The organism is Methylobacterium gnaphalii, from assembly GCF_007992215.1.
Lineage (GTDB): Bacteria > Pseudomonadota > Alphaproteobacteria > Rhizobiales > Beijerinckiaceae > Methylobacterium > Methylobacterium gnaphalii.
This window is the reverse complement of the sequence record NZ_BJZV01000006.1, coordinates 181,028-206,679: the sequence shown is the minus strand read 5'-3', so window position 1 is coordinate 206,679 and position 25,652 is coordinate 181,028. Positions and strand designations below refer to the sequence as shown.

Here is a 25,652-nt window from a genome sequence, read left to right as displayed (position 1 = left end):
GGCGCTTACTCGGCGTGAGCAGTGCGAACGGGCGCGGTGTCATCCGGCCCGCGGGTATCGACCTTCACGACGACCGACAGACCCGGCCGCAGGAGGCCCTCGCGGGCCACGTCGGCCGGCACGCGGATGCGCACGGGCAGGCGCTGGACGATCTTGGTGAAGTTGCCGGTGGCGTTGTCGGTGGGCAGCAGGCTGAACAGCGTGCCCGAGGCCGGCGAGAATGATTCGACCTCGCCCGTGATCTTGCGGTCGGGGAAGGCGTCGACGCTGATCGTCACCGGCTGACCCGGCTTCATATGCGCGAGCTGCGTCTCCTTGAAGTTCGCATCGACGCGCACGCTCTGCAGCGGCACGAGCGCCGCGACGCGCGAGCCTGGCTGGACATAGGCGCCTGCCTCCACGGCCTTGTTGCCGACGACGCCGTCGAAAGGTGCGCGAATGACGGTGAAGTCGAGATCTCGCTGAGCGCGGTCGACTGCGGTGCGCAGCTCGCCGGCGAGGCTTTCGGCCTCACGCTTCTGGGCGCTCAGCACGTCGACATTGGCCTTGGCGGCGATCACAGCGGCCTGCGCGCCCTTCACGGCGGCATCGGTCCGGTCGCGGTCGGCCTTGGTCTGGTCGAGCTTGGACTTGGCGACGTAGTCGGACTGCATCTGGGTCGAGCGCAGATAATCCGCGGCCGCGCGCACGGCATCGGCCTTGGAGGCCTCGACCTGCGCGACGCTCTGCGCAACCTGCGCCTGTGCGGCGTCGATCTGCCGGCCGATGCGCGCGATCGTGCTCTCTTGCGTGGCGAGTTTGTCCTTGGCCGCCTGCAGGGCGAGGCGGTAGTCGCCGTCGTCGAGACGAGCGATCACATCCCCCTTCTTGACGGACTGGCCGTTCACGATCGGCGCGGCGTCGAGATAGCCGGAGACCTTGGCGGCGAGCACCGAGATATCGGCCTGCACATAGGCATCGTCCGTCGAGACGAAGAAACGTCCAAACGTCCACCACTGCCAGCCTTCGTAGCCACCTCCACCGAGCATGGCGGCCAGGATCGCCAGCAGCACCAGCTTCTTGCGGGATTTGCGCGGCTTCGCAGGAGGTTGCTCGATAGCGGGCGAGGTCACGGGCAGGGTCGATGCTGAAACGGACGGCGGCTGTTTGGCGTCAGCCGTCATCGGCGACGCGAATTCATCTGCGGAGGCGGCCAAGGTTTCGTCTCGGCGAGCGGTGTCTTCGCGAAGGGCCATCGCAGGCTCCAACTGATCTTGACCGAACCGTTCGGTCAACATGCGGAACAGGTTGACGTGCGACTGCCCCGCGCTCATAAATATAATGACCGAACCGTTCGGTCAATGGTATTGGGTTGGGTGAAATGACCACCTCGGCGACCACTCTCGCGAATCCGAAGACGCAGCCGGGCTCGCCACCGGCCGATACAGACAAGCGTCGTCAGATTCTCGATGGTGCGCGCGAGGTCTTCCTGGCTGCCGGCTTCGATGGTGCGAGCATGGGTGAAATTGCGAAGGCGGCCGGCGTCTCGAAGGGAACGCTCTACGTCTATTTCGACAGCAAGGACGCACTGTTCGAGGTGCTCACCACCGAGGAGAAGCGCTGGCTGGCCGAGGCCCTGTTCAAGCTCGGCTCCGAGACATCCGAGGACGTCGGTAGCGTTTTGACCCAGCTCGGTCTCACCTACCTAACCGAGATGTCGAAGCCGAGTCATGTCTCGGCCATTCGCATGGTCATCGGTGCCACCGAGAAGTTTCCGCATCTCGGCCGATCGTTCTACGAGGCGGGTCCGGCCTGCGGAATCGACCGACTCACGGCCTATCTCGACGCGCAGGTCGCAGCTGGGCGGTTACGGGCAACCGACACTGAACTCGCCGCGAAGCATTTCCTGCATCTCTGTCAGGCCGGCCTGCTCACACGGCTGCTTTTCGCCGCCGGCGAGCCTCCGACGGAGGAGAAGATGCGACACCAAATCGCCGAGGCCGTGCGGGTTTTCCTGGCAGGCTACGCCGCGTGATGCTGTGTCACGGCGATGTGGCCGTCGGGCGACATCGCCCGGCAAACCGAAGCTTCAGCTTCGCCGTGGCTTGCCACCTGCTGCCCGGCCCCTCAGGGTTCAGGCTTCTGTCAGTGTCCGGCTCCGTGCCGGGTGATCCGACTCCGTTGTCCCGAGGTCTTTATGCGTCGGTTGATGCAGACCGTTGCCCTGGTACTCGCGGGCGCCGCCGTCACGGCCTGCGCGCCGCACCCGATCGTTGCGCGCGATCCGGTGCCGCCGCCCTCGCCTGCCGAGGCCTATGATTGCGGCACGGCGCGGCTGCCACTGAACGCCGCCATGTCAAACTGCGCCCCCCTCTACCGCGAGGCGCCGACGGTCCTGCACTCGCGGGGCTAATTAGGTAGGATGGAGCTTGCAGCGTGTACACGCAGCGAGCGTTTCTGCCTTCGAACTCGAACGCAGCCTGCCGGAGACCTGAGCCCGTGTCGCATCCCAGCCTCTTCGCCGCCGCTGCCCTGATCGGCCTGTCGCTCGCGAGCCCAGTCCGGGCAGAGAGCCTCGTCGATCGTGCGAACCGTGCTGCTGCGGCTGGCCCGGTCGTGCTGGAGATGGACGCCGGTCGCGGGCAATTCATCGGGCGCCCCCTCAGTGCGGTCGTCCCCGCCCCCGGCGAGCGCATCGTCAACGCCGTGCCCGTGCCGCATGTGATGAATGGCGGCGGCTTCGGCCTGACAGGCACCGACTACTACAATGACGGCACCTCCGAGGGAGGGCTCGGCCGGCGCCATCGGGTCAACGAGCAGATCCTGGCGCCCGCCCTGCGCGCGCAGTTGCACTGAAGCCGGTCCACCCTCGGACCCTGGGCTATAGAGCACCGCAACCTTCCAGGCTCCGGCCGGTTGGGCGTGGCGCCACCGGAAATGCGCCGCAACCGCATCGGCATCCTCTGAAGCCGCGATGAAGACCCGTAAGCGTCGCGACGTGAATGTCGCGCGCCTGAAGGGTTCACAGATGCTCCGTGCCAGCGCGCGAATGACCGCCTTGCCGATGCTGAGGTGAGGTAGGTGGGATGCGGCTGCGGGGCGAAGCCTACGCCGGTCAGCAGGCTCGATCTTGAGCCACACGCGGTCATGCCCGGTGCTGACGCCTGCGAAGCGATCAGCGCGCCGCCGACATTCACCGCGAGACCCGCATTGAAGAACGCGCGCGGTTGATCCGCCAGGGTCACCTTGCGCATGGACCCGCGCCAGATCGCTGAGCACGCGGAAGATCGCCTCGTGTCGCAACCTGCCTGTGGCCGGCCATTAGGAAATATTATGCATGCCAGCCAGCAATGAAGCTGGGAGGGGGTGTCGAGATCGTACGTCCTTCTGCCTTCCAGGTATTTTTGTCTAAGCCAAGACCAGTCTGCTCGTCGACGATATCAACCACCCGATCAAAGCAGGTCAGTGCATATGTAAGCTTATCTGTAAGCCCTGAAATCCTTGAATGATAACAAGACCCACACCAACATTCGCAGTCGCGAACGTCTATGATGCGATGCACAATTGAATACATTTTATATCAATGTTTTTGGCGATTTGCGCAGCGCAAAAATAAGTGTTGCGTAACAGCTCAGAGCGTTTGCGCTTCACGCTGAAGTTTGGCAATCAATTCCTGCTCTTTCCGAAAGAGCGCTCCAACCCGAGCAAACGTCCCGTGGCCGTCCTGGCCAGGCTCGGCAAACACGAATGAAAAGCGCAAGGACGACCGTATGACCGCATTGCTGCTGATCATCCTGGGCGGGCTCTGCGCCGTCGCCTATGGCATCTTCACGATTCAAGACGTGATGAAACGCGACGCCGGCACAGTCCGCATGCAGGAAATTGCCGGCGCCATCGCCGAGGGCGCCCAGGCCTATCTCAAGCGCCAATACGCCACGATCGGTATCGTCGGCATCGTTCTTTTCGTCGGGCTTGCCTACTTCCTCGGGATCAAGGTTGCCGTCGGCTTCCTGATCGGCGCCGTGCTCTCGGGCGCGGCCGGCTTCATCGGCATGAACGTGTCGGTGCGCGCCAACGTCCGCACCGCTCAGGCCGCGACCACCTCGCTCGGCGGCGGCCTCGACGTCGCCTTCAAGTCCGGCGCGGTCACCGGCATGCTCGTCGCTGGCCTCGCGCTGCTGGGCGTGGCGATCTACTACCTCTTCCTTACCCGCGGCGCCGGCCTTGAGCCCGCCAGCCGCGAGGTCATCGACGCTCTCGTGGCGCTCGGCTTCGGCGCCTCGCTGATCTCGATCTTCGCCCGTCTCGGCGGCGGCATCTTCACCAAGGGTGCGGATGTTGGCGGCGATCTCGTCGGCAAGGTCGAGGCCGGCATTCCGGAGGATGATCCGCGCAACCCCGCCACCATCGCCGATAACGTGGGTGACAACGTTGGCGACTGCGCCGGCATGGCCGCTGACCTGTTCGAGACTTATGCGGTCACTGTGGTCGCCACCATGGTGCTCGCCGCGATCTTCTTCGCCGGCCAGCCCGTGCTCGAAGCCATGATGCTGTATCCGCTCGCCATTGGAGCGGCCTGCATCATCACCTCGGTCGCCGGCACCTACGCGGTGAAGCTTGGCGCCAACCAGTCGATCATGGGCGCGCTGTACAAGGGCCTGATCGCGGCCGGCGTGCTCTCGGTCGTGGCCATCGCCATCGTGAACTTCGCCTTGTTCGGCGGCTTCGGCACCACGTTCCAGACCGGCACCGGCCAGACCTTCACCTCCGGCGGCCTGTTCGGCTGCGCGGTGATCGGGCTCGCCATCACGGCGCTGATCGTGGTGATCACTGAGTACTACACCGGCACCAACTTCCGCCCGGTGAAGTCGATCGCCAATGCCTCCGTCACCGGCCACGGCACCAACGTGATCCAGGGCCTTGCAATCTCGCTGGAATCGACGGCGCTGCCGGCGATCGTCATCGTGGCAGGTATCATTACCACCTACGCGCTCGGCGGACTGTTCGGTATTGCCATCGCGGTCACGGCGATGCTGGCACTGGCCGGCTTCATCGTGGCGCTCGACGCCTTCGGCCCTGTCACCGACAATGCCGGCGGCATCGCCGAGATGGCTGGGCTGCCGAGCGAGGTCCGCAAGGCCACCGACGCGCTCGATGCCGTCGGCAACACCACGAAGGCCGTCACCAAGGGCTACGCGATCGGCTCAGCCGGCCTCGGCGCGCTGGTGCTGTTCGCCGCCTACACCTCGGACTTGAACTACTTCATCGCGAATTCCGACAAGTACACCTTCTTCAAGGGTGTCAGCGTCGATTTCTCGCTCTCCAACCCCTACGTCGTCGTCGGCCTGCTGCTGGGCGGTCTGATCCCGTTCCTGTTCGGCGGCATGGCCATGACCGCGGTCGGCCGCGCCGCGGGCTCGGTGGTCGTGGAAGTGCGCCGCCAGTTCAAGGAGAAGCCCGGCATCATGCAGGGCACCGATCGGCCCGATTACGGCCGCGCCGTCGACATGCTGACCCGCGCTGCGATCAAGGAGATGGTGATCCCGTCCCTGTTGCCGGTGCTCTCGCCGATCGTGCTGTTCTTCCTGATCCAGGCGATCGCCGGGAAGAGTCAGGCCTTCGCGACTGTCGGCGCGATGCTGCTCGGCGTGATCATCACCGGCCTCTACGTCGCGATCTCGATGACCTCGGGTGGCGGCGCCTGGGACAACGCTAAGAAGTCCTTCGAGGACGGCTTCACCGACGACCAAGGCGTCACCCACCAGAAGGGCTCCGAGGCGCACAAGGCCTCCGTCACCGGCGACACCGTCGGCGACCCCTACAAGGACACCGCCGGCCCCGCCGTGAACCCGGCGATCAAGATCACCAACATCATCGCCCTGCTGCTGCTGGCGATCCTGGCGCATCACTGATCGGCCGCCAGACGAACAAAAACCCGCCCTGGCATAACCGGGGCGGGTTTTTCCGTTGTGCGGAAAGCCAAGGAGGCTCAGTCGCAGCTTTCCTTGTGCACCGTCTTCGAATCGCCGACGTCGTTCTCCTTGCGCACCGTCTTCGAGACACAGCCGTCGCCGTGCTCCTTGACCGTGACCGACTTCGACTCGCTCGCAGGCCGGTCGACCACGACGGTGTCTGGCGCATCGCGCTTGATTACGGTGGTTTCCGCCTGCACGGCCGCAGTGCTGAACAGGGTCAGGGCAGAGGCAACGATGATCAGATGATTGCGCATACTTTCCTCCGGTGAAGGTCGGGTCGCGCAAGCAACGACAGAGAAGCGGAAGCGTTCCGGCGATTTCAGAGTCCCCGTTCGCGCCGGAGGCGGACCACGGCCCGGTCGAGTGCACCGAGGAAGGCCGAACGGTCCTGCCGCGAGAACGGCTTGGGCCCACCGGTGATCAGACCGGATTCGCGCAAGTCCTGCATGAGGTTACGCGTAGCCAGCGCCATGCCGACGGAGGAATCCGTGAACGGCTTTCCGGTCGGTGCCAGCACGGAGGCTCCAGCCTTCACGCAGCGGCTCGCCAGCGGCACGTCGGCGGTGATCACGATCGCACCAGGACCGACACGCTCGGCGATCCAATCGTCTGCCGCATCGAACCCATCGCTCACGACGACGCGCTCGATCCACGGCTCCCGCGGCAGGTTCATGAAGCTGTTGGAGACGACGAAGACATGCAGCCCGTAGCGGGCCGCCACGCGAAAGGTCTCGTCCTTGACCGGACAGGCATCCGCGTCGACGTAGATCGCAATCGGCGCGAGGGTCATGCAGCCGGCATATGCGCGTCAGGAGCCCGAGGGCTTGATCACCGCGAGGACGGAGGCGATGCGCGTCTTGATCTGATCGGACAGCACCTTGGCCAGCCGGATCTCGGCATCGCGGGCGGCGCGCAACGAGGCGAAGCGCTGCTGCGAACGATCGTAGGTCGCGGTCGAGGTGGCGACGCCGTCGGTGATGACCTTGCGGCCGTCGAGGCTCTCCAGCGAGTAGTTGATCGTGCCGATCAGGGTGCCGGCCTCGGCGCGGGCGGTGGCTGAGGAGACGATCGGCGTGGTGACCGTCTCGCTGCCCTTCAGCTTGAGCCGGTAGCGCTTCGGCGTCGCATTCTGGCCCGAGCCGTCGAGGGCGAAGATCAGCTCGCTGCGCAGGTAGTGGCCGAGGCGGTCCTGATCCTGTGCCATCACGACGTCGTCGACCTGCACGGCCGCGAGGGCCACCTGCATCGACTCGCCGGAGGCGGTCGGCCCGTAGAGTGGACGGAAACAGGCCGAGACGTTCAGCGCGAGCCCGGCCGCAAGGGCGAGCCGCACAAGACGGGAAGCCGCCTCTCCTGTCCCGATCCGCATCATCGCCCGTGGTCGCCCCGACTCTTAAGCCCAAGCTTGTACGGCATCAGCCGCAGCCGGTCATCAGCCTGCCAGAGCGTGGTTTACGCTTCGTCTGCGGCGAGATCATGCCCAACGCAGCCGTCATAGCGAAGCGAAACCGAAGCATTGGGGGAGCAGTGGTCTCACACCACCAGATTGATGATCCGCCCCGGTACGACGATCACCTTCTTCGGCGTGCGGCCTTCCAGCGCCTTCTGCACGACCTCGTCGGCCAGCGTCGCGGCTTCGACCGCAGCCTTGTCGGCGCCGGCCGGAACGGTGACGTCCGCGCGCTTCTTGCCGTTGATCTGGACCGGCAGGGTGATCTCGTCCTCGACGAGCAGCGCCCGCTCGACGTCCGGCCAGGAAGCCTCGGCCACCAGACCCTTCCGGCCAAGCGCCTGCCAGCACTCTTCGGCAAGATGCGGCATCATCGGCGCGATGAGCTGGACCAGGATGCCGGCGGCCTCATCGGCGGCTCCTCGCGTCGCGCCTGCGCGCAGGGCTTCGTCGAGGGCATTGGCCAGCGTGTAGATGTGGGCGACGCAACGGTTGAAGCGCAGCCGCTCGATATCCTCCTCCACCGAGGCCAGCGCCTTGTGGGCCGCCTTGCGCAGGGCCGCGTCGGCCGATTGCGTCTGACCGTTGGACACCGCAGCGAGGTTCACGAGGCGCCAGACGCGCTGCACGAAGCGATGCGCACCCTGCACACCCTCCTCGGTCCAGATCACATCGCGCTCGGGTGGTGAATCGGAGAGCACGAACCAGCGGGCGGTGTCGGCGCCGTAGCTCGCGATGATGTCGTCCGGGTCGACGACGTTCTTCTTCGACTTCGACATCTTCTCGATGGAGCCGATGCTGATCTCGGCGCCCGTGCCAATGTGGAAGGCCCTGCGGTTTCCGCCCTCATTCTCGAGGCGCACCTCGGCCGGCAGTACCCAGGCGCCGGCGGCATCCTTGTAGGTCTCGTGGACGACCATGCCCTGCGTGAACAATCCGGCGAAGGGCTCGGAGACGCCGGCCCAGCCGGTCTCGCGCATCGCCCGCATGAAGAAGCGCGAGTAGAGCAGGTGCAGGATCGCGTGCTCGATGCCGCCGATATACTGGTCGACGGCGAGCCAGTGATCGACCGCGCCGCGATCCGTCGGCGCATCCTGCAGCCAGGGTGCCGTGAAACGGGCGTAGTACCAGGACGAATCCACGAAGGTGTCCATGGTGTCGCTCTCACGCCGCGCCGCCGCTCCGCAGCGCGGGCAGGGCACGTTGCGCCAGGCGGCGTCGCGCTCCAGCGGGTTGCCGGGCACGTCGAAGGAGACCTCGTCCGGCAGCTTCACCGGCAGGTCGGCGACAGGCACCGGCACCGGTCCGCAGGACTCGCAGTGGATGATCGGAATCGGGCAGCCCCAGTAGCGCTGGCGCGAGACACCCCAGTCGCGCAGGCGGAACTGAATCTTGCGCTTGGCAACGCCCTCGCCTTCGAGGCGGTCGGCGGTCGCCTTGAAGGCCGCGTCCGTCGTCATGCCGTCGAGGAAGCACGAATTGATCATCCGGCCATCGCCGTCATAGGCGGTGTCGGTGATCGTGAAGGTCGCCGGGTCCTGGTCTTCCGGGCAGACCACCGGAGTATTGCCGAGCCCGTACTTGTTCGAAAAATCGAGGTCGCGCTGGTCGTGGGCTGGGCAGCCGAAGACGGCGCCCGTGCCGTACTCCATCAGCACGAAGTTCGCGACGTAGACCGGCAGCTCCCAGGACGGGTCGAAGGGGTGACGGACCTTCAGTCCCGTATCGAAGCCGAGCTTTTCCGCCGTGTCGATGGCTGCCTGAGCCGTGCCGATGCGGCGGCATTCCTCGATAAAGGCCTGCAGCTCGGGGCGCGACGGGGCCAGAGCCGCCGCCAACGGATGGTCGGCGGCGATGGCGAGGAAGCGAGCGCCAAACAACGTGTCGGGCCGCGTCGTGAAGACGGTGACACCGTCCTCTGTGCCTGCCGGCGGATTGGCGAGCGCGAAGCGCAACTCCAAGCCTTCCGAGCGGCCGATCCAGTTGCGCTGCATCAGCCGGACTTTTTCGGGCCAGCGCTCCAGGCCGTCGAGGCCGGTCAGCAGCTCATCGGCGAAATCGGAAATCCGAAAAAACCACTGCGTCAGTTCGCGCTGCTCGACCAGCGCGCCCGAGCGCCAGCCGCGCCCATCAATGACCTGCTCGTTGGCGAGCACGGTGTGATCGACCGGATCCCAGTTCACCTTCGCGGTGCGGCGCGAGACGAGGCCCTTGTCCAGGAATTCCAGGAAGAGCCGCTGCTGGTGCTTGTAATAGTCGGAATCGCAGGTCGCGATCTCGCGGCTCCAGTCCAGCGACAGGCCCATGGACTGCAGCTGTGTGCGCATCGAGGCGATGTTGGCGTAGGTCCACTCCCGCGGGTTGACCTTGCGCTCCATGGCGGCGTTCTCGGCCGGCAGGCCGAAGGCGTCCCAGCCCATCGGATGCAGCACGTTGAAGCCGCGTGCGCGCTTGTAGCGCGCCACCACGTCGCCCATCGCATAGTTGCGGACGTGCCCCACATGGATGCGCCCCGACGGATAGGGGAACATCTCGAGCACATAGTATTTCGGCCGGCCGTCGTCGTTCTTCGTCTCGAAGAGACGCGCTTGCGTCCAGGCCTGCTGCCAGCGCGGCTCGGAATCCTTGGCGTTGTAGCGCTCGATCTGGCGATCGGGGGCGGAAGTGCTGGTCATGGGCTAGCGCGCCGCGAAATCTCGTGAAAGGCGAGCGGCGGCACTAGCATATCCACGGCACGCTGGGTCAACGGATCGTGGATTCGTACGGAGAGGCCATCAGGTCTGCCGGTAGACCGCAGCCACCCGGTCAACGGGCCTCGGCGAGGTCCGCGGTGAGGGCAGCCCGCCGAGTGCTGCCCTCATATCCCGCAGAAAATCCCGGAAGAGACACAACGGACTTCACGGGAGCCTCGGGCCACGGCATGCGTTCGCGCCGTGAGGCCCCACGACGCCGCGCCGAGAGAATCGATGACCGAGATCCCCGCCCCCACCGCACCCGAGGACAAGCTGCCGCTCGGCGAGGCCGATGTCGCGGCGGGGCTCACGGAGGTGCGCGCGCTGATCGCCCGTGCCGCCGAGGACAACGAGCGCGACCCGGCCGATATCCACCTGATTGCCATCTCGAAGACCGCGCCGGCAGAGGTGATCCTGCCGGCGCTCGAAGCCGGGCAGCGCCTGTTCGGCGAGAATTACGTGCAGGAGGCCAAGGCCAAATGGCCGGCCTTGCGCGAGCGGTTTCCGGATGTCGAGCTGCACTTCGTCGGCCCGCTCCAATCGAACAAGGCGCGCGAAGCGGTGGAACTGTTCGACGTGATCCACTCCCTCGACCGGCTATCGCTCGCGGCAGCCATCGCCAAGGAGAGCGAGCGGTTCGGCCGCCAGCCCAAACTGCTGATCCAGGTCAATACGGGCGAGGAGGCACAGAAGGCGGGCGTCGCACCCGATGCCGTCGACACCTTGATCGCCGAGTGCCGCGACACGCACGGCCTGGCGATCCACGGGTTGATGTGCATCCCGCCGGCCGAAGATCCGCCCTCACCGCATTTCGCGCTTCTGGCGCGCATCGCCGACCGGCACCGCCTGCCGATCCTGTCGATGGGGATGAGTGCGGATTATCCCGCTGCGATCCAGATGGGTGCGACCCATGTCCGCGTCGGCACGGCGATCTTCGGGGCGCGAGCAAAGAAGGCGTGAGGAAAGCCACTCGGGCCGTGGGCCAGAGAGTGCCAGCTGCCTGTCGATTACTGGATTTTCAGCATCGTGCGAGGCCCGAGCCGGCGCAGCAGCCGAGCGAGATCGGCCTGTGCGAGTGCGACGCAGCCCTCAGTCGGTCGGTAGCCAGGCCGCGCGACATGCATGAAGATCGCCGAGCCGCGGCCGGGACGGATCGGTCCGCGATTGCAGTCGAGGTCGATCACGAGGTCGTAGAGACCGTCCTGACGCCACATCTCCTCGGCGCTGATTCCGGGCAGCGGCAGGCGGACGGGCCGGTTGTAGCGACGGTCGCGCGGGTCGTCGCACCAGCCGTCGCCGGGCCGCGTCGCACGCAGAGGCAAGGCGGTTCGCGGGCGCACCCGGAGATGGTCGGGTCTATAGACCCCACCGCGCAGACGGAAGGCTCCGCGCGGCGAGCCGCCATCGCCCTCGCGCTTGACCTGCACGATGCCCGAGCGTCCGAGCGCGCAGGGGATTACGCTCGATCCCGCGATGAGATGGCCGCGGGTCCGGTCGCCGACGAGCGGACGCACGCGCAGGACAGGAATCGTCGTCCGCTTCATCGATCCCATCGTCCCTTAGTTCGGGTCGCCTCGCGACCCGGTCGGCCGCGTCCTACCGCGACCGGGCCCTGGCCGGGAGCCGTCAGAGCGGAGAAGCTTGGCAATGCGGTGACGATGGCCTGAAAACGCTGCAAAACCCGGGTGATCGTTATTCCATGATAAGCGAAACGGATTAGGTTACCCATCGGGTTCGTCCGTCTCGGACGGCTCACGGTGCTCTCGGCGTCCGGATGGGGCAATCTCGTCGCCACGCACCGCTTGTCCGACGCACCCGATCCCGATCGCCGAGCGATCGGGAGCCGACGCGCAGTGTTTCGCGCGGGAGTCCCTTCTCCGATGACCAACACCCACCGTCTCCTCGTCTGCGATGACGACGATGCTCTGCGGGAGACGCTCACAGAAGAACTCGACCTCTACGAGGAGTTCGCCGCCAGCGGTGCAGCGACGGCCCAGGCCGCCCTCGACCTCGTGGCGCAGGATCGGATCGATCTCGTCGTCATGGATGTCGGGCTGCCCGACATGGATGGGCGCGAGGCCGTGCGCGTGATGCGGCGCGAGGGTTTCCGCGGGCCAATCATCATGCTGACGGCACAGGATTCCGAGGCCGATACCGTCGAGGGACTGGAAGCCGGGGCCAACGACTACGTCACCAAGCCCTTCAAGTTCGCCGTGCTGCTCGCCCGCATCCGCGCGCAGCTGCGCCAGCACCAGGCGAGCGAGGATGCGGTCTTTCGCATCGGACCCTACACCTTCCGGCCCGGCGCGAAGCTTCTCGTCGGAGAGCGCGGCTCGAAGCTGAAGCTCACCGAGAAGGAGACCGCGATCCTGCGCTACCTCTACCGCGCCGGCCGCGAGGTGGTGGGGCGCGACACCCTGCTCGCCGAGGTGTGGGGCTACAACGCCCACGTCACCACGCACACGCTCGAGACCCACATCTACCGGCTGCGCCAGAAGATCGAGCCGAACCCGGCCGCCGCCGCGATTCTGATCACCGAGGCCGGCGGCTACAAGCTGCTGCCATAGGCGGGCCCATCGCCCGCAGGCATGGTCAACGCCGGATTAAGGTCTCGTCGCTATTCATCGCCAGGCATGCCCAGTGCCCCAGCGTCGCCCGCTAGCGCTTCGCGGCTCCGCCAGCTTCGGCTAAGGGACGTTCGGCAGCAGGAATCGGCCGGGGATAGGCGCGCATTGGGGCTCGACGACGACATCGCGATCCTCGCCGCCGCTCCCGTATTCGAGTTCTTCGATTCCGGCGCGCTGCGTCTGCTGACCTTTGCCGGCGAGCACATCGTGCTGGAGTCCGGTGAGCGCCTGTTCGCGCGCGGCGACAAGGCCGATAGCGGGTTCGTCGTCCTGTCCGGAACGATCGAGCTGACGGGCCAGGGCGGCGCCCCAGTGCTGGCTGGTCGATCCGCCCTGATCGGCCGAACGGCTCTATTCGCGAAGGGCAAACGACCAACGGATGCCGTCGCCACATCCAGCGCAGAGGTCATGCGGATCAGCACGCAGTTGATGACCCGCGTGCTGAGGGAATTCCCCGATGCAGCCGCTGCGATCTACGACTGGCTCGCGGCGGATCTCGGCGAGCTCACCCACGGGCTCGCAAAGGTTAGGGCCAAGCTCGCCGACAAGCGGGCCGGCTGACTCACACGGCTATTACCGTCAGCACCGTTCCCTCGACGCCCGTCACCCGCACACGGCTGCCCGCAGGCAGGTCCGGCCCGGCGACGCGCCAGAGGGTGTCGTCGACACGGGCGCGGCCGCTGCCCGCGACGATCGGCGTCTCAAGCACCAACTCACGGCCGACCAAGCGATGCGCACCGAGATTCAGCATCGGGACATGGGCGCTGGTGAGCCGCGTTGCCATCGTCACGGTGATGGCCGAAAGCACCGCGAAGAGCGGCAACTGCGCCTGCCAGGGCAGATCCACCGCCGCCTCGACGAGGCCGGTGACGAAGGCGGCGAGTCCCAGCCAGACCAGGAAGATACCGGGCAGCAGCAGTTCGCCACCCATGAGGAGGAGCCCGGCGAGGATCCAGCCCCAGGCCGGATCGATGGCGGAGAGGCTGCTCATGGCGTCGTCGAGGACTTGGCCGCAGGAGCGCCGACGCGCGGCGGCAAGCCGGTGCTGCGAGCGCCCTGCCCCGCGCCGCCCTCACCGAAGACGCTGCGCGTGATCTCCGCGATACCGCCGAGCGTACCGGCAAGCGCGGCAGCCTCGATCGGCACGACGACAACCCGCTGGTTCGGCGCCGTGGCGATCGCCTTGACCGCCTCCACGTATTTCTCGGCCACCAGGAAGTTCGCCGCCGCAAGATCGCCCTTGGCAATGGCTTCGCTGACCATGCCCGTCGCCTTCGCCTCGGCCTCCGCGGAGCGCTCTCGGGCCTCGGCATCGCGGAAGGCAGCCTCCCTGCGGCCCTCGGCCTCCAGGATCGCCGATTGCTTACGACCCTCTGCGCGAAGGATCTCGGCCTGGCGCTGGCCCTCGGCCTCCAGCACCGAGGCGCGCTTCTCACGCTCGGCCTTCATCTGGCGGGCCATCGAGCCGGCGAGGTCGGCCGGCGGGAGGATGTCCTTGATCTCGACGCGGTTCATCTTAACGCCCCAGGGCGCGCCGGCGGCATCGAGCACCTGCAACAGGCGGTCGTTGATCTCGTCCCGGTGCGAGAGCAGCTGATCGAGATCCATCGAGCCGACCACGGTGCGGATGTTGGTCATGGTCAGCGTCAGCAGCGCCGTTTCGAGGTTCGAGATCTCGTAGGAGGCGCGGGCCGCGTCGAGCACCTGGTAGAACACCACCGCGTCGATCCGCACACCGGCATTGTCGCGGGTAAAGGCCTCCTGGCTCGGCACCTCGACGACCTGTTCCATGACATTCACCCGGCGGCCGACGCGCTCGATATAGGGAATGATCAGCCCGAGCCCGGATTGCAGGGACCGGTTGTAACGCCCGAAGCGCTCCACCGTGTGGACGTAGCCCTGCGGGATGGTGCGGATGCCGATGGCCAGCGTGACGATGACGAGCAGCGCGAAGGCGATCGCAACGGCGCTCACACCGATCGAAATGGTCATGGAGGCCCCCGACTGGTTCCGCGAACGAGCTTCACCTTATGGTGCCGCGCGCATCCGTTGAAAGTAACGCCGCACACTTCTGCGAAGACTGTCGTTGAAGACGGGCATGGAGTTCATTTCGGGCGGCAGCGGCGTTGCTCCTGTCCTGATGAAAGGCGTGTGCGATGACGGCTCTGCAACGAGTGTTCGTGCTGACTGGGGCCGGCATTTCCGCCGAGAGCGGGCTCGGCACCTTCCGCGATCGCGGCGGGATCTGGAGCCGCTTCGACCCGATGCAGCTCGCCACCCCGGAGGCTTTCGCCCGCGACCCCGAACTCGTCCATGAGTTCTACAACCTACGCCGCAGCGGGGTGGTCGCGGCCTCGCCCAATGCCGCGCATACGGCCTTGGCCCGGCTCGAAAACGGCCTGCACGAGCGCGGCGCGACGCTCTTTCTCTGTACGCAGAATGTCGACGACCTACACGAGCGGGCGGGTAGCCGCGCCGTCACGCACATGCATGGCGAGATCCTCAAGGCGCGCTGTCTGGCCTGCGACGCCGTTATGCCCTGGCAGGACGACCTCCTCGTCGCCACGCCCTGCCCCGCTTGCGGCGAGACTGGCAGCATGCGTCCCGACATCGTCTGGTTCGGCGAGATGCCCAAGCACCTGGATGCCATTGACGCGGCCCTGCGCGCGGCCGACCTGTTCGTGGCAATCGGCACATCGGGCGCAGTCTATCCGGCCGCTGGGTACGTCGCCCTGGCGCGAGCGCTCGGCATCCCAACCTGCGAGCTCAACCTCGAACCCTCGGACAACACCACGCATTTTGACGAGGCGCACTATGGGCCAGCAAGCGTGGTGGTGCCGCAATGGGTGGAAGGGCGTTCCCGAAACCAAGGCGCCTCATCATCGTGATTTCGGGCGTCGTAGCAGTGTTTTCGCGATCCGACGCAATGACCAGGATGACCTTGTCGCCATGTGCGAAACCTCACGTTGCCAGCCCTGCACGCAACCCCGAGGCGAAATGCCTGCCCTGTCCTGCATTGCTTGAACATCCTGGGCACGGATAGATTATTCCCATTCCAAGATGTGGCGCGAAGGCGGGGGCCTTTGTGCTCCCGTTGGCGCAGGCGGCGCGGCGGGGGCGGATTCGTCCGCATCATTCGGTGATCGCTCGTGCCTTTCGCGCCCAGCAGATCGCCCTCTGACACCGATACGATCCGCGCGTCGCCCGGTGCGCGGCAGTCTCTCGACGGGAAGACCTGATGATCAAACTTACCGTGAACGGGGCGGAGCGAAGCTTCGACGGCGACCCTGACATGCCGCTGCTCTGGTACCTGCGTGACGAACTCGGCTTCACCGGCGTGAAGTTCGGCTGCGGTATCGCAGCCTGCGGCGCCTGCACGATTCATCTCGGCGGCACCGCGACCCGCTCCTGCACGACGCCGATCTCGGCGGCCGAGGGCCAGGAGGTGCTGACAATCGAAGGGCTTTCGCCCGACGGCAACCATCCGGTTCAGGTCGCTTGGCGCGACCTCAACGTGTCGCAGTGCGGCTACTGCCAGTGCGGCCAGATCATGCAGGCCGCCTCGCTCCTCAAGGACACGCCCAAGCCCACCGACGCCGAGATTGACGAGGCGATGAGCGGCAACATCTGTCGATGTGGCACCTACCCGCGCATCCGCGCGGCGATTCATCAGGCCGCTGGCCAGCCGGCCTCCAACGAGGGAGGCAAGCTGTGATCCACGACGCAAAACTCATGGCCGACATCGCGGCCACCTCCTCGAAGGCCCCTGCCCTTCTCGACAATGTCAGCCGGCGCGCCACGCTCGGCGGCCTCGGCGCCCTGGTTCTCGCCCTCTCGCTGCGTGACGCTCGCGCCGACGAAGGCCAGACCAAGGAGCAGAAGGAGAAGAAATACGGCGCCGACGGCATGCCGCATGGCTGGCAGGACGATCCCAAGATCTTCGTCGCCATCGCTGCCGACGGCACCGTCACCGTCACCAACCATCGCTCCGAGATGGGCACGGGCGTGCGCACCTCGATCGCCTTCACCGTCGCCGACGAACTCGAGGCCGACTGGTCGAAGGTCAAGGTCGTCCAGGCCTGGGGCGACGAGACTCGCTTCGGCAACCAGGACACCGACGGCTCGCGCAGCCTTCGCCACTTCTTCCAGCATTTCCGCCATGCCGGTGCGGCGGCACGGCTGATGCTGATCCAGGCTGCCGCCAAGAAATGGGGCGTGCCGGAGAGCGAGGTCACGGCCGAGAACCACGTCATCAGCCATGCGAAGTCCGGGAAGAAAGCCGGTTACGGAGAGTTCGCGGCGACGGCAGCCGAGCTGCCCGTACCCGCCCGCGAGAGCGTCAAGCTCAAGGATCCGAAAGCCTTCCGCTACATCGGAAAGGGCAAGATCGGCCTCATCGACAACCACGACATCACCACCGGCAAGGCGATCTACGGCCTCGATACAAAGCTCGATGGCATGCTCTATGCCGTCGTGGCGCGCCCGGCCGTCTATGGCGGCAAGGTGAAGAGCTTCGACGATTCCGCGACCCTGAAGGTCCCCGGCGTCGTGAAGACCGTGAAAATCGAGGGCGGCGAGATCCCCTCGGAATTCATGCCCCTCGGTGGCATCGCGGTGGTGGCCAAGAACACCTGGGCCGCCATGAAGGGCCGAGAGGCCCTCAAGATCGAGTGGGATGACGGCCCGAACGCGAACTACGACACCACCGCCTTCCGCAAGGAGCTGGAAGCGGCGGCCCGCCAGCCGGGCAAGGTCGTACGTAACCAGGGCGACGTCGATGGCGCCATGGCCAAGGCGAAGACCAAGCTGCAGGCCGAGTACTTCGTGCCCCACCTCGCCCAGGCTCCGATGGAGCCGCCGGCAGCCGTGGCACAGGTCAAGGACGGCTTCTGCGAGGCCTGGGCCTGCACGCAGGGTCCGCAGGCGGCCAATGACCGGCTGATGAAGCGCCTCAACCTTCCCAAGGAGAAGGTGAAGGTGAACGTCACGCTGCTCGGCGGCGGCTTCGGCCGCAAGTCGAAGCCGGACTATGTCGTCGAGGCGGCACTCTGCTCGCAGGCCGTCGGCGGCGCTCCGGTCAAGCTCACTTGGACCCGCGAGGACGACCTCCACCACGGCTACTACCACACCATCTCGGTGGAACGCCTGGAGGCTGGCCTCGACGACAAGGGCATGCCGGTCGCCTGGCTACACCGCTCGACCGCGCCGACGATCGGCTCGATCTTCGCGCCCGATCCGAAGCACGAGTTGCCGTTTGAGCTCGGCATGGGCCTGACCAACCTGCCGCTAAACCTGCCCAACGTCCGGCTCGAGAACCCGGAAGCGGCCGCGCATGTGCGCATCGGCTGGTTCCGCTCGGTCTCCAACATCCCGCACGCCTTCGCGATCCAGTCCTTCGTGGCCGAGCTCGCCCATGCGGCGGGCAAGGAGCCGCTGGAATACCTGCTCGCCCTGATCGGGCCCGACCGGAAGGTCGACCCGACCACGATCGGCGATGTCTGGAATTACGGCGAGGATCCTGCGCGCTACCCGATCGACACGGCGCGCCTGAAGGGCGTGATCCAGGCGGCGGCCAAGGGCGCCGGCTGGGGCCGCAAGCTGCCGAAGGGTCGGGGTCTCGGCATCGCCGGTCACTACAGCTTCGTCACCTACACGGCGGTGGCGGCCGAGGTGGAGGTCGACGAGCGCGGGGAGGTCAAGGTGCACGCGATCGACATCGCCATCGACTCGGGCGCCCAGGTCAATCCGGAGCGGGTACGTTCGCAGATGGAAGGCGCCGTGGTGATGGGCATGGGCCTCGCCCTGTCCTCGCAGATCACCTTCAAGAACGGCCGTGCCGAGCAGAACAACTTCGACGGCTACGAGGTGGTGCGCATGGACGCCGCCCCGAAGACGCTCAGGGTGCACCTGCTCGGCTCGGGCGACTTCAACGGTCCGCTCGGCGGCGTCGGTGAGCCCGGCGTGCCGCCGGTGGCGCCGGCCATCGCCAACGCGGTCTTCGCCGCAACCGGTCGCCGCATCCGGCAGTTGCCGATCAAGGACCAGCTCTCAAGCTGACCTTCTGAAGAAGACGGAGGCGGGGTTGTTCCCCGTCTCCCGTCATTGCGAGCGAAGCAATGACGGCCGAGGTCGACCATCTGCTGCAAAGGAACGTTTGATGACGCGTACCGTGTGCCTTGCCACCCTGCTGATCGCTCTCGCAGCACCGGCCACGGCCTCACCCTGCTTGAACGAGATCGATGCGCTCTCCGGCAAGGTGCAAGAGCAGAGCAAGCAGGCGATCTCTGCCAACTCGGCCGGTCAGCATGAAGCAGCCGCACGGGGTGGTCAGGGCAAGACCGGTGCATCGGGCGAAGCGTCAGCCGTGCCGCCCGAGAAATCCACCGATGCCGGCAAGGGCGCCGACAAGGCGCAGGCCGCCAAGATCGCGCTCGATGAGGCGCGCACCGCCCAGGGCAAGGGCGACGAGAAGGGCTGCATGGACGCGGTCGGCCGCGCGAAGACGAATCTCGACGGCGCCCACTGAAGGCGACCGGTCGGTATGCGGAGCGCCCTTTCGGACGCTCTGCAGCTCTCCGGAACGTTTCAGGCCTGGCCCGTGAGGAGAGAAGAGCCTCTTAACCCTGACGGCAGGTCACCATGATCTGCGGCCTTCGACGCAAGATTCGGGTAAAGCAGCCGCGCGTATGACCCTCCGCAGGGAAGCCACCAAGGCTTCGCTCGAGACCAGACCGAGGGGATGGGGCATCATGCGCGACGTCATGACAATCTGCGCGGCCGGCGCACTCATGGCGGCCTATGCGCTGGTGGCACCGTCGATCGTCAAGGCGGTACAGCGCCCGCTTCCCGGCTCACAGAAGATGTTCGTGCAGCGTCTCGCCCAGGCGGGGGGCGACGGTCCCGTCAGCGCGGTGACCGTCCAAGGGGTGGCTGGAATGCCGACATCCTCTGCGCTGCCGCTCTTTGCGCGTTACTGAGCTTTGGAAGAAAAGGTCGCGGGGGCGGCGCGTGCCGCCCCACAATTGGCCAGCTTCAGGCGGCGATGCCGAGCGCGTGCTTGTTGCCGTTGAGGCCGGCACAGAGGTCGTCGATCTCGGCCAAGTCGAGGGGATCACCCGCGGATTGGGCGATGATGTCGATCAGATGGTCCTGCTGCGGATCGAACGGATGGCCCTGCATCCGGTAGAACTGGTAGTAGCGCAGAGCCGCCAGTAGCGTATCGCGCTCACGTGCCGTCACGGTGATGTTCTGCGTGGTCAATGGGCACCCCCTTGGCTTGCAACGAACGTCGTCAGTGGGCGCCTGGAGGGTCTGCGCGCCGACTCGCCAAGCCCGACAGTTTTATCGCGAACGAGGCTCCAGCGCCACAGCTTGGCCGTAAACTGAATTGGCCGGCTCGGCATTCCGCGCAGGCAAAACCTCCCCCGATCAATGGTTTGGCGGGCTAGCGGCGAAACCAAAAAATTTGAGCTTTTGTACGGTCTCGGTCGTTTAGGCCGCCTCGAAGCCGATCGTCGCGAGGGCCGTGTCGATATCCACCCGGTCGAGTCGGCGAAGCACCGGTCCCGCAGTCCAGACCAGCATCGGCACGATCTGGCGCCCCGGATAGATCTGCTCCAGCAGGACCGCGTAGAGGGCGATCTGTGCCGTCTCGGCTTCCGGCAGCGGTCCGGTCTCGGCCGGTGGCCGCCCCGTCTTGAAGTCGCAGACCAGTACCCGATCGCCGTCCAGGGTGAGGCGGTCGACCCGGCCGAAGACCCGCCGCTCCCGGCCCTGGAGGATGACGCTGCCGGAGAGCGTCACCTCCGCCTTCGCCTCGGGTGCGAAGAGCGGAGCGAGATCCGGCTCGTCGAACAGGCGCAGGCAGGCCGTGACCAGGGCCTCGCGCTTCGGTGCCGGCATTGCCGGAGCCCGTGCCGCGACGAAGCGGGTCGCGGCTTCCTCCCGCTTATCGGCTGCGAGCCGCGGCAGGTGCTCCATCAGCGAGTGGATCAGCTTGCCCCGCCGCCGCGCCTCGGCCGCCGCCTCGCGACGGCCGGGATCACGTCGGCCATCGGCCGCAGCAAGGGCACCCGACGGGCTGACCGGCGGCGCGGGTTGGCTCTCCGGTTCTGCCGGACGATGCAGCCAGTCCGGAAGCGCGGCCGCGGCTCCAGGCGCCGCCGGCGCTTCCTCTGAGAGAGCGATACTGGCGACGGCATCGCGCCAGAGGGTGATGGGGCCGTGTGCGGTCTCCAGAGACTCGCCCGGCCCGAGGCCGCGCTCCAGGCCGATCCGCACCATCTCACACCACGAGGCGGGCGTTTCGAGGGTTGCGCCGCGATAGGGCGCGATGACCAGGTGATCGGCCGCGCGGGTCATGGCCACGTAGAGCAGGCGGTTGTGCTCCTCGCGTGCACGGGCATGCAGGGTGGCGCGTGCCTCGGTCGTCGCCGCACAATCCTGGACGCGGCCGGCGATCCAGACCGGTGGGACCGCTGCGGTGGCCAGCGGCAGCAGAGCTGGGTCGTTGCGGCCGAGCGGCTCGCAGCCGTCGATCAGCACCACCACCGGCGCCTCCAGGCCCTTGGCGCCGTGCACCGTCATGACGCGGATCTCGTCGCGCCCCGATTCCATGTCGCGCTTGACGGTGTGGCTCGATTCGCCGCGGCCGGGCCGCGCCACGTAGCGGGAAAGGAAGGTGCCAAGGCTCGGCGCGTCGCCGCCGCCCTCGAAGGCCTGGGCGGCTGCGAGAAACACGTCGATGGCATCGCCCGCCTCGCCGCCGAGCCGGGCCACCAGAGCCTTGCGCCCACCGAGCGGCCCGAGCAGCGCGGCGTAGAAACCGAAAGGCCCCTGCTCGGCCGCCAGAGCGATCCAGACCCTGAGCATGGCATGCCCGCGTTGGGCGGCCGGGTCTCCGGCCTCCGCGTGGCGAGTGAGTGCGTCCTCCAGGGTTTCCGCCTCGGAGCGGCGGCTGGCGATGCGCACGAGGTCGTCATCCGTGAGCCCGACCAGCGGCGTCTTGAGAGCGGTGGCGAGCGTCAAGTCGTCGGCCGGCAGCAGTCCGGCGCGGCCGGCGGCGACAAGATCGAGCACGGCGATATGGCCGGCGACCTCCAGGCGGTCCTGACCCGCGACCGGGACGTTGAGCGCCTTGAGGGCGCGAATGACTTCCTCGAAAGCCGCCGAGCGCTTGCGCACCAGGATCAGCACATCGCCCGGCCGCCAGACCCGGCCGCAGGCATCGCCCGTGGTCGTCCAGTCGCGTACCGCGCGCGCGACGCGGCGGGCGACGAGGATCGGGGGTGCGTTGGGCTCAGGCGAGTCGACGGGGGCGGCCCAGGCATCGGCATCGGGCTCCTCGGCCGGCTCGGCGATCGGCCAAAGTTCGACGGCTCCGGGCGCGGGGCCACGCGCCGAGCCGTGAACCGTGCCGACCGCCGTGTCGGCGAAGGAGAGGCCCTGAAAATGCTCCGGCAGGGCAAAGACCGCGTCGACCGCCCGCAGCACGCCGGCGGTGGAGCGGAAGGAGAGCCGCAGCTCGACATCCTCGAAGGCGAGGCCGGCATCGCCGGCGGCCTTGCGCCAGTCGCGCCGAGTCTCCTCGAACTCTCGTGGCTCGGCACCCTGGAAGCTGTAGATCGACTGCTTCGGATCGCCCACGGCGAAGCGCGTGCGCAGGGTCTCGCGCGCGCCGTCGCCCGACGCGAATTCCTCCGTGATACGGCGCAGGATCTCCCATTGCTCGGGGTTCGTGTCCTGCGCCTCGTCGACGAGGACGTGATCGATGCCGCGGTCGAGCTTGTACAGCACCCAGGACACCTCGACCCGGCGCAGCAGGTCGAGGGTCTTGTGGATCAGGTCGTCGAAATCGAGGGCGCCGAGCCGACCTTTCTCGGTCTCGACCCGTCGATGGATCTCGGCCGCGAGCAGGAAGAGTGCGCTGGTGCGGGCATGGGCCCTCGCGGCTCGCAGCGTGTCGAAGAGCGGGACGAGGCGCGCCTGCTCGTCGATGAGGCGCTCGCGCACGGCCTCCGGCACGCCTTTGGTGCCGAGGCCCTTTCGCGGTTTGTCCTCGTCGGTGAAGAAGATCGCGCGGTAGGCGTCCAGCGCCTCTGCCCGGACACTGGCGCGCGCCGCCGCCACGAGGCCGTCGGCCAGCCGCTCGTCGGTGACCTTTCCGGTGCGCAGGCCCGCGACGATGGTGTCGTCGCCGAGCAAGCCGCCGGTCAGGATCCGCTCCTCGATGGCGTCGGCCGTCTCGCCCTCCGCGAGGCCGAGGCTCTTGGCGAGACCGGCGAGGCCCTTCTTCAGGGCATGCCCGGGATCGGCGAAGAAGGCGCGCCGGCGCATCGCCAGGCGGAGCGCATCGCGCAGGGCGTCGCCACTCGCCTCCGGACCGACGACGTCGAACGCCATGCGCAGGTCGGGCCGGTGGCCGAGAATGGCATCGGCCAGCACGCTGTCGGTCTGTGCGGCGAAGGCGTTGCGGGTCTGGTCCTCGTCGAGCACCTGGAAGCGGGCAGGCACGTTCGCCTCGAAGGGGAACATGTGTAGCAGGCGCTCACAGAGCGCGTGTAGCGTCTCGATCTTGAGGCCCCCAGGCGTTTCGACGGCACGGGCGAAGAGCCGGCGCGCCCGGCTGAGTTCCCGGCGCGAGGCCTTGCGGCCGGACAGGTCGAACAGCTCGGCTGACAAGGTTTCGTCGTCGAGCGTCACCCAGCGGCCGAGCCGCTGGAACACGCGGATCGACATATTGGCGGCCGCTGCCTTGGTGAAGGTGAGACAGAGAACGCGCCCCGGCGGTGAGCCGTCGAGCAGCAGGCGCAGGACCCGGTCGGTGAGCACCTTGGTCTTGCCGGCGCCGGCATTGGCCGAGACCCAGGCCGAAGCGCGCGGATCGGCTGCCCGGCGCTGCGCTTCCAAGGTGAGCGGATCGACAATGAAACGGCCGCTCACGAGGCTCCCCTGTCACGCTGCCAACGACTGATGACACGTCCCGACAGATAGCATGAAAAAGCCCTGATCCGGGGCGCGGAGCAGGGCTTCATCGTTCGGGTGAATCGCCTCGTCAGTCGTCGAGGTCATCCTCGCCCGGCTTGGCGTTTTCCAGGATCCGTTCGGCGACGAGGCCGGAATTCTGGCGGATCGAGGCTTCGATCTTGTTGGCGATCTCCGGGTTGTCGCGCAGGAAGCCCTTGGCGTTCTCGCGGCCCTGGCCGAGACGCTGGCTGTCGTAGGAGAACCACGCGCCCGACTTCTCGACGATGCCGGCCTTCACGCCGAGATCGATCAACTCGCCGACCTTCGACACACCCTCGCCGAACATGATGTCGAACTCGACCTGCTTGAAGGGCGGCGCGACCTTGTTCTTGACGACCTTGACGCGGACCTGATTGCCGATGGCCTCGTCGCGATCCTTCAGGGTCGAGATGCGGCGGATGTCGAGGCGCACGGAGGCGTAGAACTTCAGCGCGTTGCCGCCGGTCGTGGTCTCAGGCGATCCGTACATGACGCCGATCTTCATGCGGATCTGGTTGATGAAGATCACCATGCAGTTCGAGCGCGAGATAGAGCCGGTGAGCTTGCGCAGGGCCTGGCTCATCAGGCGGGCCTGGAGGCCCGGCTGGCTGTCGCCCATCTCACCTTCGATCTCGGCGCGCGGCGTCAGCGCCGCGACGGAGTCTACCACGAGGATGTCGATCGCGCCGGAACGCACCAGCGTGTCGGTGATCTCGAGAGCCTGCTCGCCGGTATCGGGCTGCGAGATCAGCAGGTCGTCGAGGTTGACGCCGAGCTTGCGCGCATAGACCGGATCGAGGGCGTGCTCGGCATCGACGAAGGCGCAGACGCCGCCCTTCTTCTGGGCTTCGGCGATGGTGTGAAGCGCCAGCGTGGTCTTGCCCGAGGATTCCGGCCCGTAGATCTCGATGACGCGGCCACGCGGCAGGCCACCGACGCCGAGCGCAATGTCGAGGCCGAGCGACCCGGTGGAGACGGTCTCGACCTCCTGCACCTTGTCATTCTTGCCAAGCCGCATGATCGAGCCTTTGCCGAAGGCACGCTCGATTTGGGACAGGGCGGCGTCGATCGCCTTCGACTTGTCCTTGTCCATCGCCATCGTCGAAGAATCCACCATCTTGAGCGCGGCCTGAGCCATCGGTCGGCATCCTTATGCATGGGGAGGGCGGCGTTCTCAATGCAGCGCCGGCTGGAGATTTTGTACTCTTTTTGTTCTCATCACGCAAGGGGGATGTCGACCGGTAGACATTGCCACGCCGTCATTCCAGGACCGTGGAAGCGGAAACGGGGATCCTCCGCGATACTCGTCCGGCATCGCTTTCGGTCGCGGATTTCTGGCTCTTTCCTGTGGTGAGCCCCCGAATGACGGCGTCAGTCGTGAGAAGGCCTAGGGAACCGGCACCTGCAGCGGCTTGTCCTTGTCCACGATGTAGACGGAGAGGATCCTCAGCGGCTTGTCGCCGACATTGGTGTAGCCGGCATGCGGCACTTCGCGCTGGTTGATGCCATGCTCGCCCGCCGCCCGGTCGATCGGATCCTTGCCGGGAGCCTGTACCTTGCCACCCTCGAGCACGTAGAAGGCTTCCTGCCCGTTATGGAAGTGGCGGCGGGACGTAGCGCCCGGCGGAATCTCGACGAGCTGAACCACGATTTCCTTGCTCTCGTCACCGGAGAGGGGAGAGCGGCCGAGATCGGTGCGCTTCACCTCTTGGGCAGAGGCAGCACCAGCGATGAGAGCGGCACCGAGAGCGAGGGTGGGCAAGAGCAAGGGGCGTCGGGGCAACGGGACCTCCAAGGATCGTATTCTTGGTCGCGCGGCTCTGCGGCCGGCATGGTCCACTCAGCCCCGGCCTACGGGGAAAGTCGAGGTATTCTGCATACAACC

24 protein-coding genes are annotated in these 25,652 nt (G+C 66.7%); 12 read left to right on the top strand and 12 right to left on the bottom strand.

Annotation, left to right across the window (positions count from 1 at the left end; all coding sequences use genetic code 11):
* Positions 1-5 precede the first annotated feature (5 nt).
* On the bottom strand, positions 6-1,235 hold the full coding sequence (locus MGN01_RS07845) for an HlyD family secretion protein (RefSeq protein ID WP_147046025.1): 1,230 nt from the start codon (positions 1,233-1,235) through the stop codon (positions 6-8).
* Positions 1,236-1,360: 125 nt separating this feature from the next.
* On the opposite strand from MGN01_RS07845, the gene MGN01_RS07840 reads away from it, so the two are divergent.
* From MGN01_RS07840 to MGN01_RS07825, 4 genes are all read left to right on the top strand, one after another.
* Positions 1,361-2,014, top strand: a complete 654-nt coding sequence (locus tag MGN01_RS07840; RefSeq protein ID WP_147046024.1) for a TetR/AcrR family transcriptional regulator — start codon at positions 1,361-1,363, stop codon at positions 2,012-2,014.
* 162 nt (positions 2,015-2,176) lie between these two features.
* Positions 2,177-2,392 carry a hypothetical protein gene (locus MGN01_RS07835; RefSeq protein ID WP_147046023.1) on the top strand — a complete coding sequence of 72 codons (216 nt, stop codon included), beginning with the start codon at positions 2,177-2,179 and terminating at the stop codon, positions 2,390-2,392.
* Positions 2,393-2,478: 86 nt separating this feature from the next.
* Positions 2,479-2,835 (top strand): hypothetical protein, encoded by a 357-nt coding sequence (locus tag MGN01_RS07830; RefSeq protein ID WP_147046022.1) that lies wholly within the window; start codon positions 2,479-2,481, stop codon positions 2,833-2,835.
* Between the two features lie 914 nt (positions 2,836-3,749).
* A complete protein-coding gene (locus tag MGN01_RS07825) occupies positions 3,750-5,891 on the top strand; it encodes a sodium-translocating pyrophosphatase (RefSeq protein WP_147046021.1) in 2,142 nt (713 codons plus the stop codon).
* 77 nt (positions 5,892-5,968) lie between these two features.
* On the opposite strand, the gene MGN01_RS07820 is transcribed toward MGN01_RS07825, so the two are convergent.
* The 4 genes from MGN01_RS07820 to leuS all read right to left on the bottom strand — a co-directional run bounded on the left by MGN01_RS07820 (position 5,969) and on the right by leuS (position 10,079).
* Positions 5,969-6,208, bottom strand: a complete 240-nt coding sequence (locus MGN01_RS07820; protein WP_147046020.1) for a hypothetical protein — start codon at positions 6,206-6,208, stop codon at positions 5,969-5,971.
* A 65-nt stretch (positions 6,209-6,273) separates the two neighbouring features.
* Positions 6,274-6,744, bottom strand: coding sequence for a YaiI/YqxD family protein (locus tag MGN01_RS07815; RefSeq protein WP_147046019.1), 471 nt, complete (start codon positions 6,742-6,744; stop codon positions 6,274-6,276).
* Positions 6,745-6,762: 18 nt separating this feature from the next.
* A complete protein-coding gene (locus tag MGN01_RS07810) occupies positions 6,763-7,326 on the bottom strand; it encodes an LPS assembly lipoprotein LptE (protein WP_147046018.1) in 564 nt (187 codons plus the stop codon).
* A gap of 161 nt (positions 7,327-7,487) precedes the next feature.
* Entirely contained in the window at positions 7,488-10,079 is a 2,592-nt protein-coding gene (gene leuS, locus MGN01_RS07805) for a leucine--tRNA ligase (protein WP_147046017.1), read from the bottom strand.
* Between the two features lie 291 nt (positions 10,080-10,370).
* Here leuS and MGN01_RS07800 point away from each other — a divergent pair, with 291 nt between their 5' ends.
* Positions 10,371-11,096 carry a YggS family pyridoxal phosphate-dependent enzyme gene (locus tag MGN01_RS07800; protein ID WP_147046016.1) on the top strand — a complete coding sequence of 242 codons (726 nt, stop codon included), beginning with the start codon at positions 10,371-10,373 and terminating at the stop codon, positions 11,094-11,096.
* 47 nt (positions 11,097-11,143) lie between these two features.
* Here the strand turns inward: MGN01_RS07800 and MGN01_RS07795 are convergent, their stop codons facing one another.
* Complete coding sequence (locus tag MGN01_RS07795; protein WP_147046015.1) at positions 11,144-11,680, bottom strand: L,D-transpeptidase family protein; 537 nt, start codon at positions 11,678-11,680, stop codon at positions 11,144-11,146.
* A gap of 336 nt (positions 11,681-12,016) precedes the next feature.
* Here MGN01_RS07795 and MGN01_RS07790 point away from each other — a divergent pair, with 336 nt between their 5' ends.
* Together MGN01_RS07790 and MGN01_RS07785 are read left to right on the top strand one after the other, a co-directional pair.
* Positions 12,017-12,703, top strand: coding sequence for a response regulator transcription factor (locus MGN01_RS07790; RefSeq protein WP_147046014.1), 687 nt, complete (start codon positions 12,017-12,019; stop codon positions 12,701-12,703).
* Positions 12,704-12,868: 165 nt separating this feature from the next.
* Entirely contained in the window at positions 12,869-13,324 is a 456-nt protein-coding gene (locus tag MGN01_RS07785; protein WP_147046013.1) for a cyclic nucleotide-binding domain-containing protein, read from the top strand.
* Between the two features lies 1 nt (position 13,325).
* Here the strand turns inward: MGN01_RS07785 and MGN01_RS07780 are convergent, their stop codons facing one another.
* Together MGN01_RS07780 and MGN01_RS07775 are read right to left on the bottom strand one after the other, a co-directional pair.
* The gene (locus MGN01_RS07780) at positions 13,326-13,754 is read right to left on the bottom strand and encodes an NfeD family protein (protein ID WP_147046012.1); all 429 of its coding nucleotides are present in this window, start codon (positions 13,752-13,754) and stop codon (positions 13,326-13,328) included.
* The gene (locus tag MGN01_RS07775) at positions 13,751-14,755 is read right to left on the bottom strand and encodes an SPFH domain-containing protein (RefSeq protein WP_147046011.1); all 1,005 of its coding nucleotides are present in this window, start codon (positions 14,753-14,755) and stop codon (positions 13,751-13,753) included. The genes MGN01_RS07780 and MGN01_RS07775 overlap by 4 nt, the downstream gene beginning before the upstream one ends.
* Positions 14,756-14,919: 164 nt before the next feature.
* On the opposite strand from MGN01_RS07775, the gene MGN01_RS07770 reads away from it, so the two are divergent.
* From MGN01_RS07770 to MGN01_RS07750, 5 genes are all read left to right on the top strand, one after another.
* Positions 14,920-15,651 carry an NAD-dependent deacylase gene (locus tag MGN01_RS07770; RefSeq protein ID WP_147046010.1) on the top strand — a complete coding sequence of 244 codons (732 nt, stop codon included), beginning with the start codon at positions 14,920-14,922 and terminating at the stop codon, positions 15,649-15,651.
* 350 nt (positions 15,652-16,001) lie between these two features.
* Entirely contained in the window at positions 16,002-16,478 is a 477-nt protein-coding gene (locus MGN01_RS07765) for a (2Fe-2S)-binding protein (protein ID WP_147046009.1), read from the top strand.
* A complete protein-coding gene (locus MGN01_RS07760; protein ID WP_147046008.1) occupies positions 16,475-18,820 on the top strand; it encodes a xanthine dehydrogenase family protein molybdopterin-binding subunit in 2,346 nt (781 codons plus the stop codon). Before MGN01_RS07765 ends, MGN01_RS07760 begins: the two co-directional genes overlap by 4 nt.
* 100 nt (positions 18,821-18,920) lie before the next feature.
* Positions 18,921-19,289 (top strand): hypothetical protein, encoded by a 369-nt coding sequence (locus tag MGN01_RS07755; protein WP_147046007.1) that lies wholly within the window; start codon positions 18,921-18,923, stop codon positions 19,287-19,289.
* A gap of 223 nt (positions 19,290-19,512) precedes the next feature.
* Positions 19,513-19,740, top strand: a complete 228-nt coding sequence (locus tag MGN01_RS07750) for a hypothetical protein (protein ID WP_147046006.1) — start codon at positions 19,513-19,515, stop codon at positions 19,738-19,740.
* Between the two features lie 55 nt (positions 19,741-19,795).
* Here MGN01_RS07750 and MGN01_RS07745 read toward each other — a convergent pair whose 3' ends face one another.
* The 4 genes from MGN01_RS07745 to MGN01_RS07730 form a co-directional block, all read right to left on the bottom strand.
* Positions 19,796-20,023, bottom strand: coding sequence for a hypothetical protein (locus MGN01_RS07745; protein ID WP_147046005.1), 228 nt, complete (start codon positions 20,021-20,023; stop codon positions 19,796-19,798).
* A 231-nt stretch (positions 20,024-20,254) separates the two neighbouring features.
* Positions 20,255-23,704 (bottom strand): double-strand break repair helicase AddA, encoded by a 3,450-nt coding sequence (addA, locus tag MGN01_RS07740; RefSeq protein ID WP_147046004.1) that lies wholly within the window; start codon positions 23,702-23,704, stop codon positions 20,255-20,257.
* A gap of 112 nt (positions 23,705-23,816) precedes the next feature.
* On the bottom strand, positions 23,817-24,884 hold the full coding sequence (recA, locus tag MGN01_RS07735) for a recombinase RecA (RefSeq protein ID WP_373319192.1): 1,068 nt from the start codon (positions 24,882-24,884) through the stop codon (positions 23,817-23,819).
* A 270-nt stretch (positions 24,885-25,154) separates the two neighbouring features.
* Positions 25,155-25,535: a cupin domain-containing protein gene (locus MGN01_RS07730; protein WP_238258110.1), complete on the bottom strand. Its 381-nt coding sequence runs from the start codon at positions 25,533-25,535 to the stop codon at positions 25,155-25,157.
* Positions 25,536-25,652: the final 117 nt, after the last annotated feature.

Bases quoted from the DNA above. Each gene is read 5' to 3' on its own strand.
- MGN01_RS07845 (WP_147046025.1), bottom strand. From the start codon at position 1,235: ATGGCCCTTCGCGAAGACACCGCTCGCCGAGACGAAACCTTGGCCGCC.
- MGN01_RS07840 (WP_147046024.1), top strand. From the start codon at position 1,361: ATGACCACCTCGGCGACCACTCTCGCGAATCCGAAGACGCAGCCGGGC.
- MGN01_RS07835 (WP_147046023.1), top strand. From the start codon at position 2,177: ATGCGTCGGTTGATGCAGACCGTTGCCCTGGTACTCGCGGGCGCCGCC.
- MGN01_RS07825 (WP_147046021.1), top strand. From the start codon at position 3,750: ATGACCGCATTGCTGCTGATCATCCTGGGCGGGCTCTGCGCCGTCGCC.
- MGN01_RS07820 (WP_147046020.1), bottom strand. From the start codon at position 6,208: ATGCGCAATCATCTGATCATCGTTGCCTCTGCCCTGACCCTGTTCAGC.
- MGN01_RS07815 (WP_147046019.1), bottom strand. From the start codon at position 6,744: ATGACCCTCGCGCCGATTGCGATCTACGTCGACGCGGATGCCTGTCCG.
- MGN01_RS07810 (WP_147046018.1), bottom strand. From the start codon at position 7,326: ATGATGCGGATCGGGACAGGAGAGGCGGCTTCCCGTCTTGTGCGGCTC.
- leuS (WP_147046017.1), bottom strand. From the start codon at position 10,079: ATGACCAGCACTTCCGCCCCCGATCGCCAGATCGAGCGCTACAACGCC.
- MGN01_RS07800 (WP_147046016.1), top strand. From the start codon at position 10,371: ATGACCGAGATCCCCGCCCCCACCGCACCCGAGGACAAGCTGCCGCTC.
- MGN01_RS07795 (WP_147046015.1), bottom strand. From the start codon at position 11,680: ATGAAGCGGACGACGATTCCTGTCCTGCGCGTGCGTCCGCTCGTCGGC.
- MGN01_RS07790 (WP_147046014.1), top strand. From the start codon at position 12,017: ATGACCAACACCCACCGTCTCCTCGTCTGCGATGACGACGATGCTCTG.
- MGN01_RS07780 (WP_147046012.1), bottom strand. From the start codon at position 13,754: ATGAGCAGCCTCTCCGCCATCGATCCGGCCTGGGGCTGGATCCTCGCC.
- MGN01_RS07775 (WP_147046011.1), bottom strand. From the start codon at position 14,755: ATGACCATTTCGATCGGTGTGAGCGCCGTTGCGATCGCCTTCGCGCTG.
- MGN01_RS07770 (WP_147046010.1), top strand. From the start codon at position 14,920: ATGACGGCTCTGCAACGAGTGTTCGTGCTGACTGGGGCCGGCATTTCC.
- MGN01_RS07765 (WP_147046009.1), top strand. From the start codon at position 16,002: ATGATCAAACTTACCGTGAACGGGGCGGAGCGAAGCTTCGACGGCGAC.
- MGN01_RS07755 (WP_147046007.1), top strand. From the start codon at position 18,921: ATGACGCGTACCGTGTGCCTTGCCACCCTGCTGATCGCTCTCGCAGCA.
- MGN01_RS07750 (WP_147046006.1), top strand. From the start codon at position 19,513: ATGCGCGACGTCATGACAATCTGCGCGGCCGGCGCACTCATGGCGGCC.
- recA (WP_373319192.1), bottom strand. From the start codon at position 24,884: ATGGTGGATTCTTCGACGATGGCGATGGACAAGGACAAGTCGAAGGCG.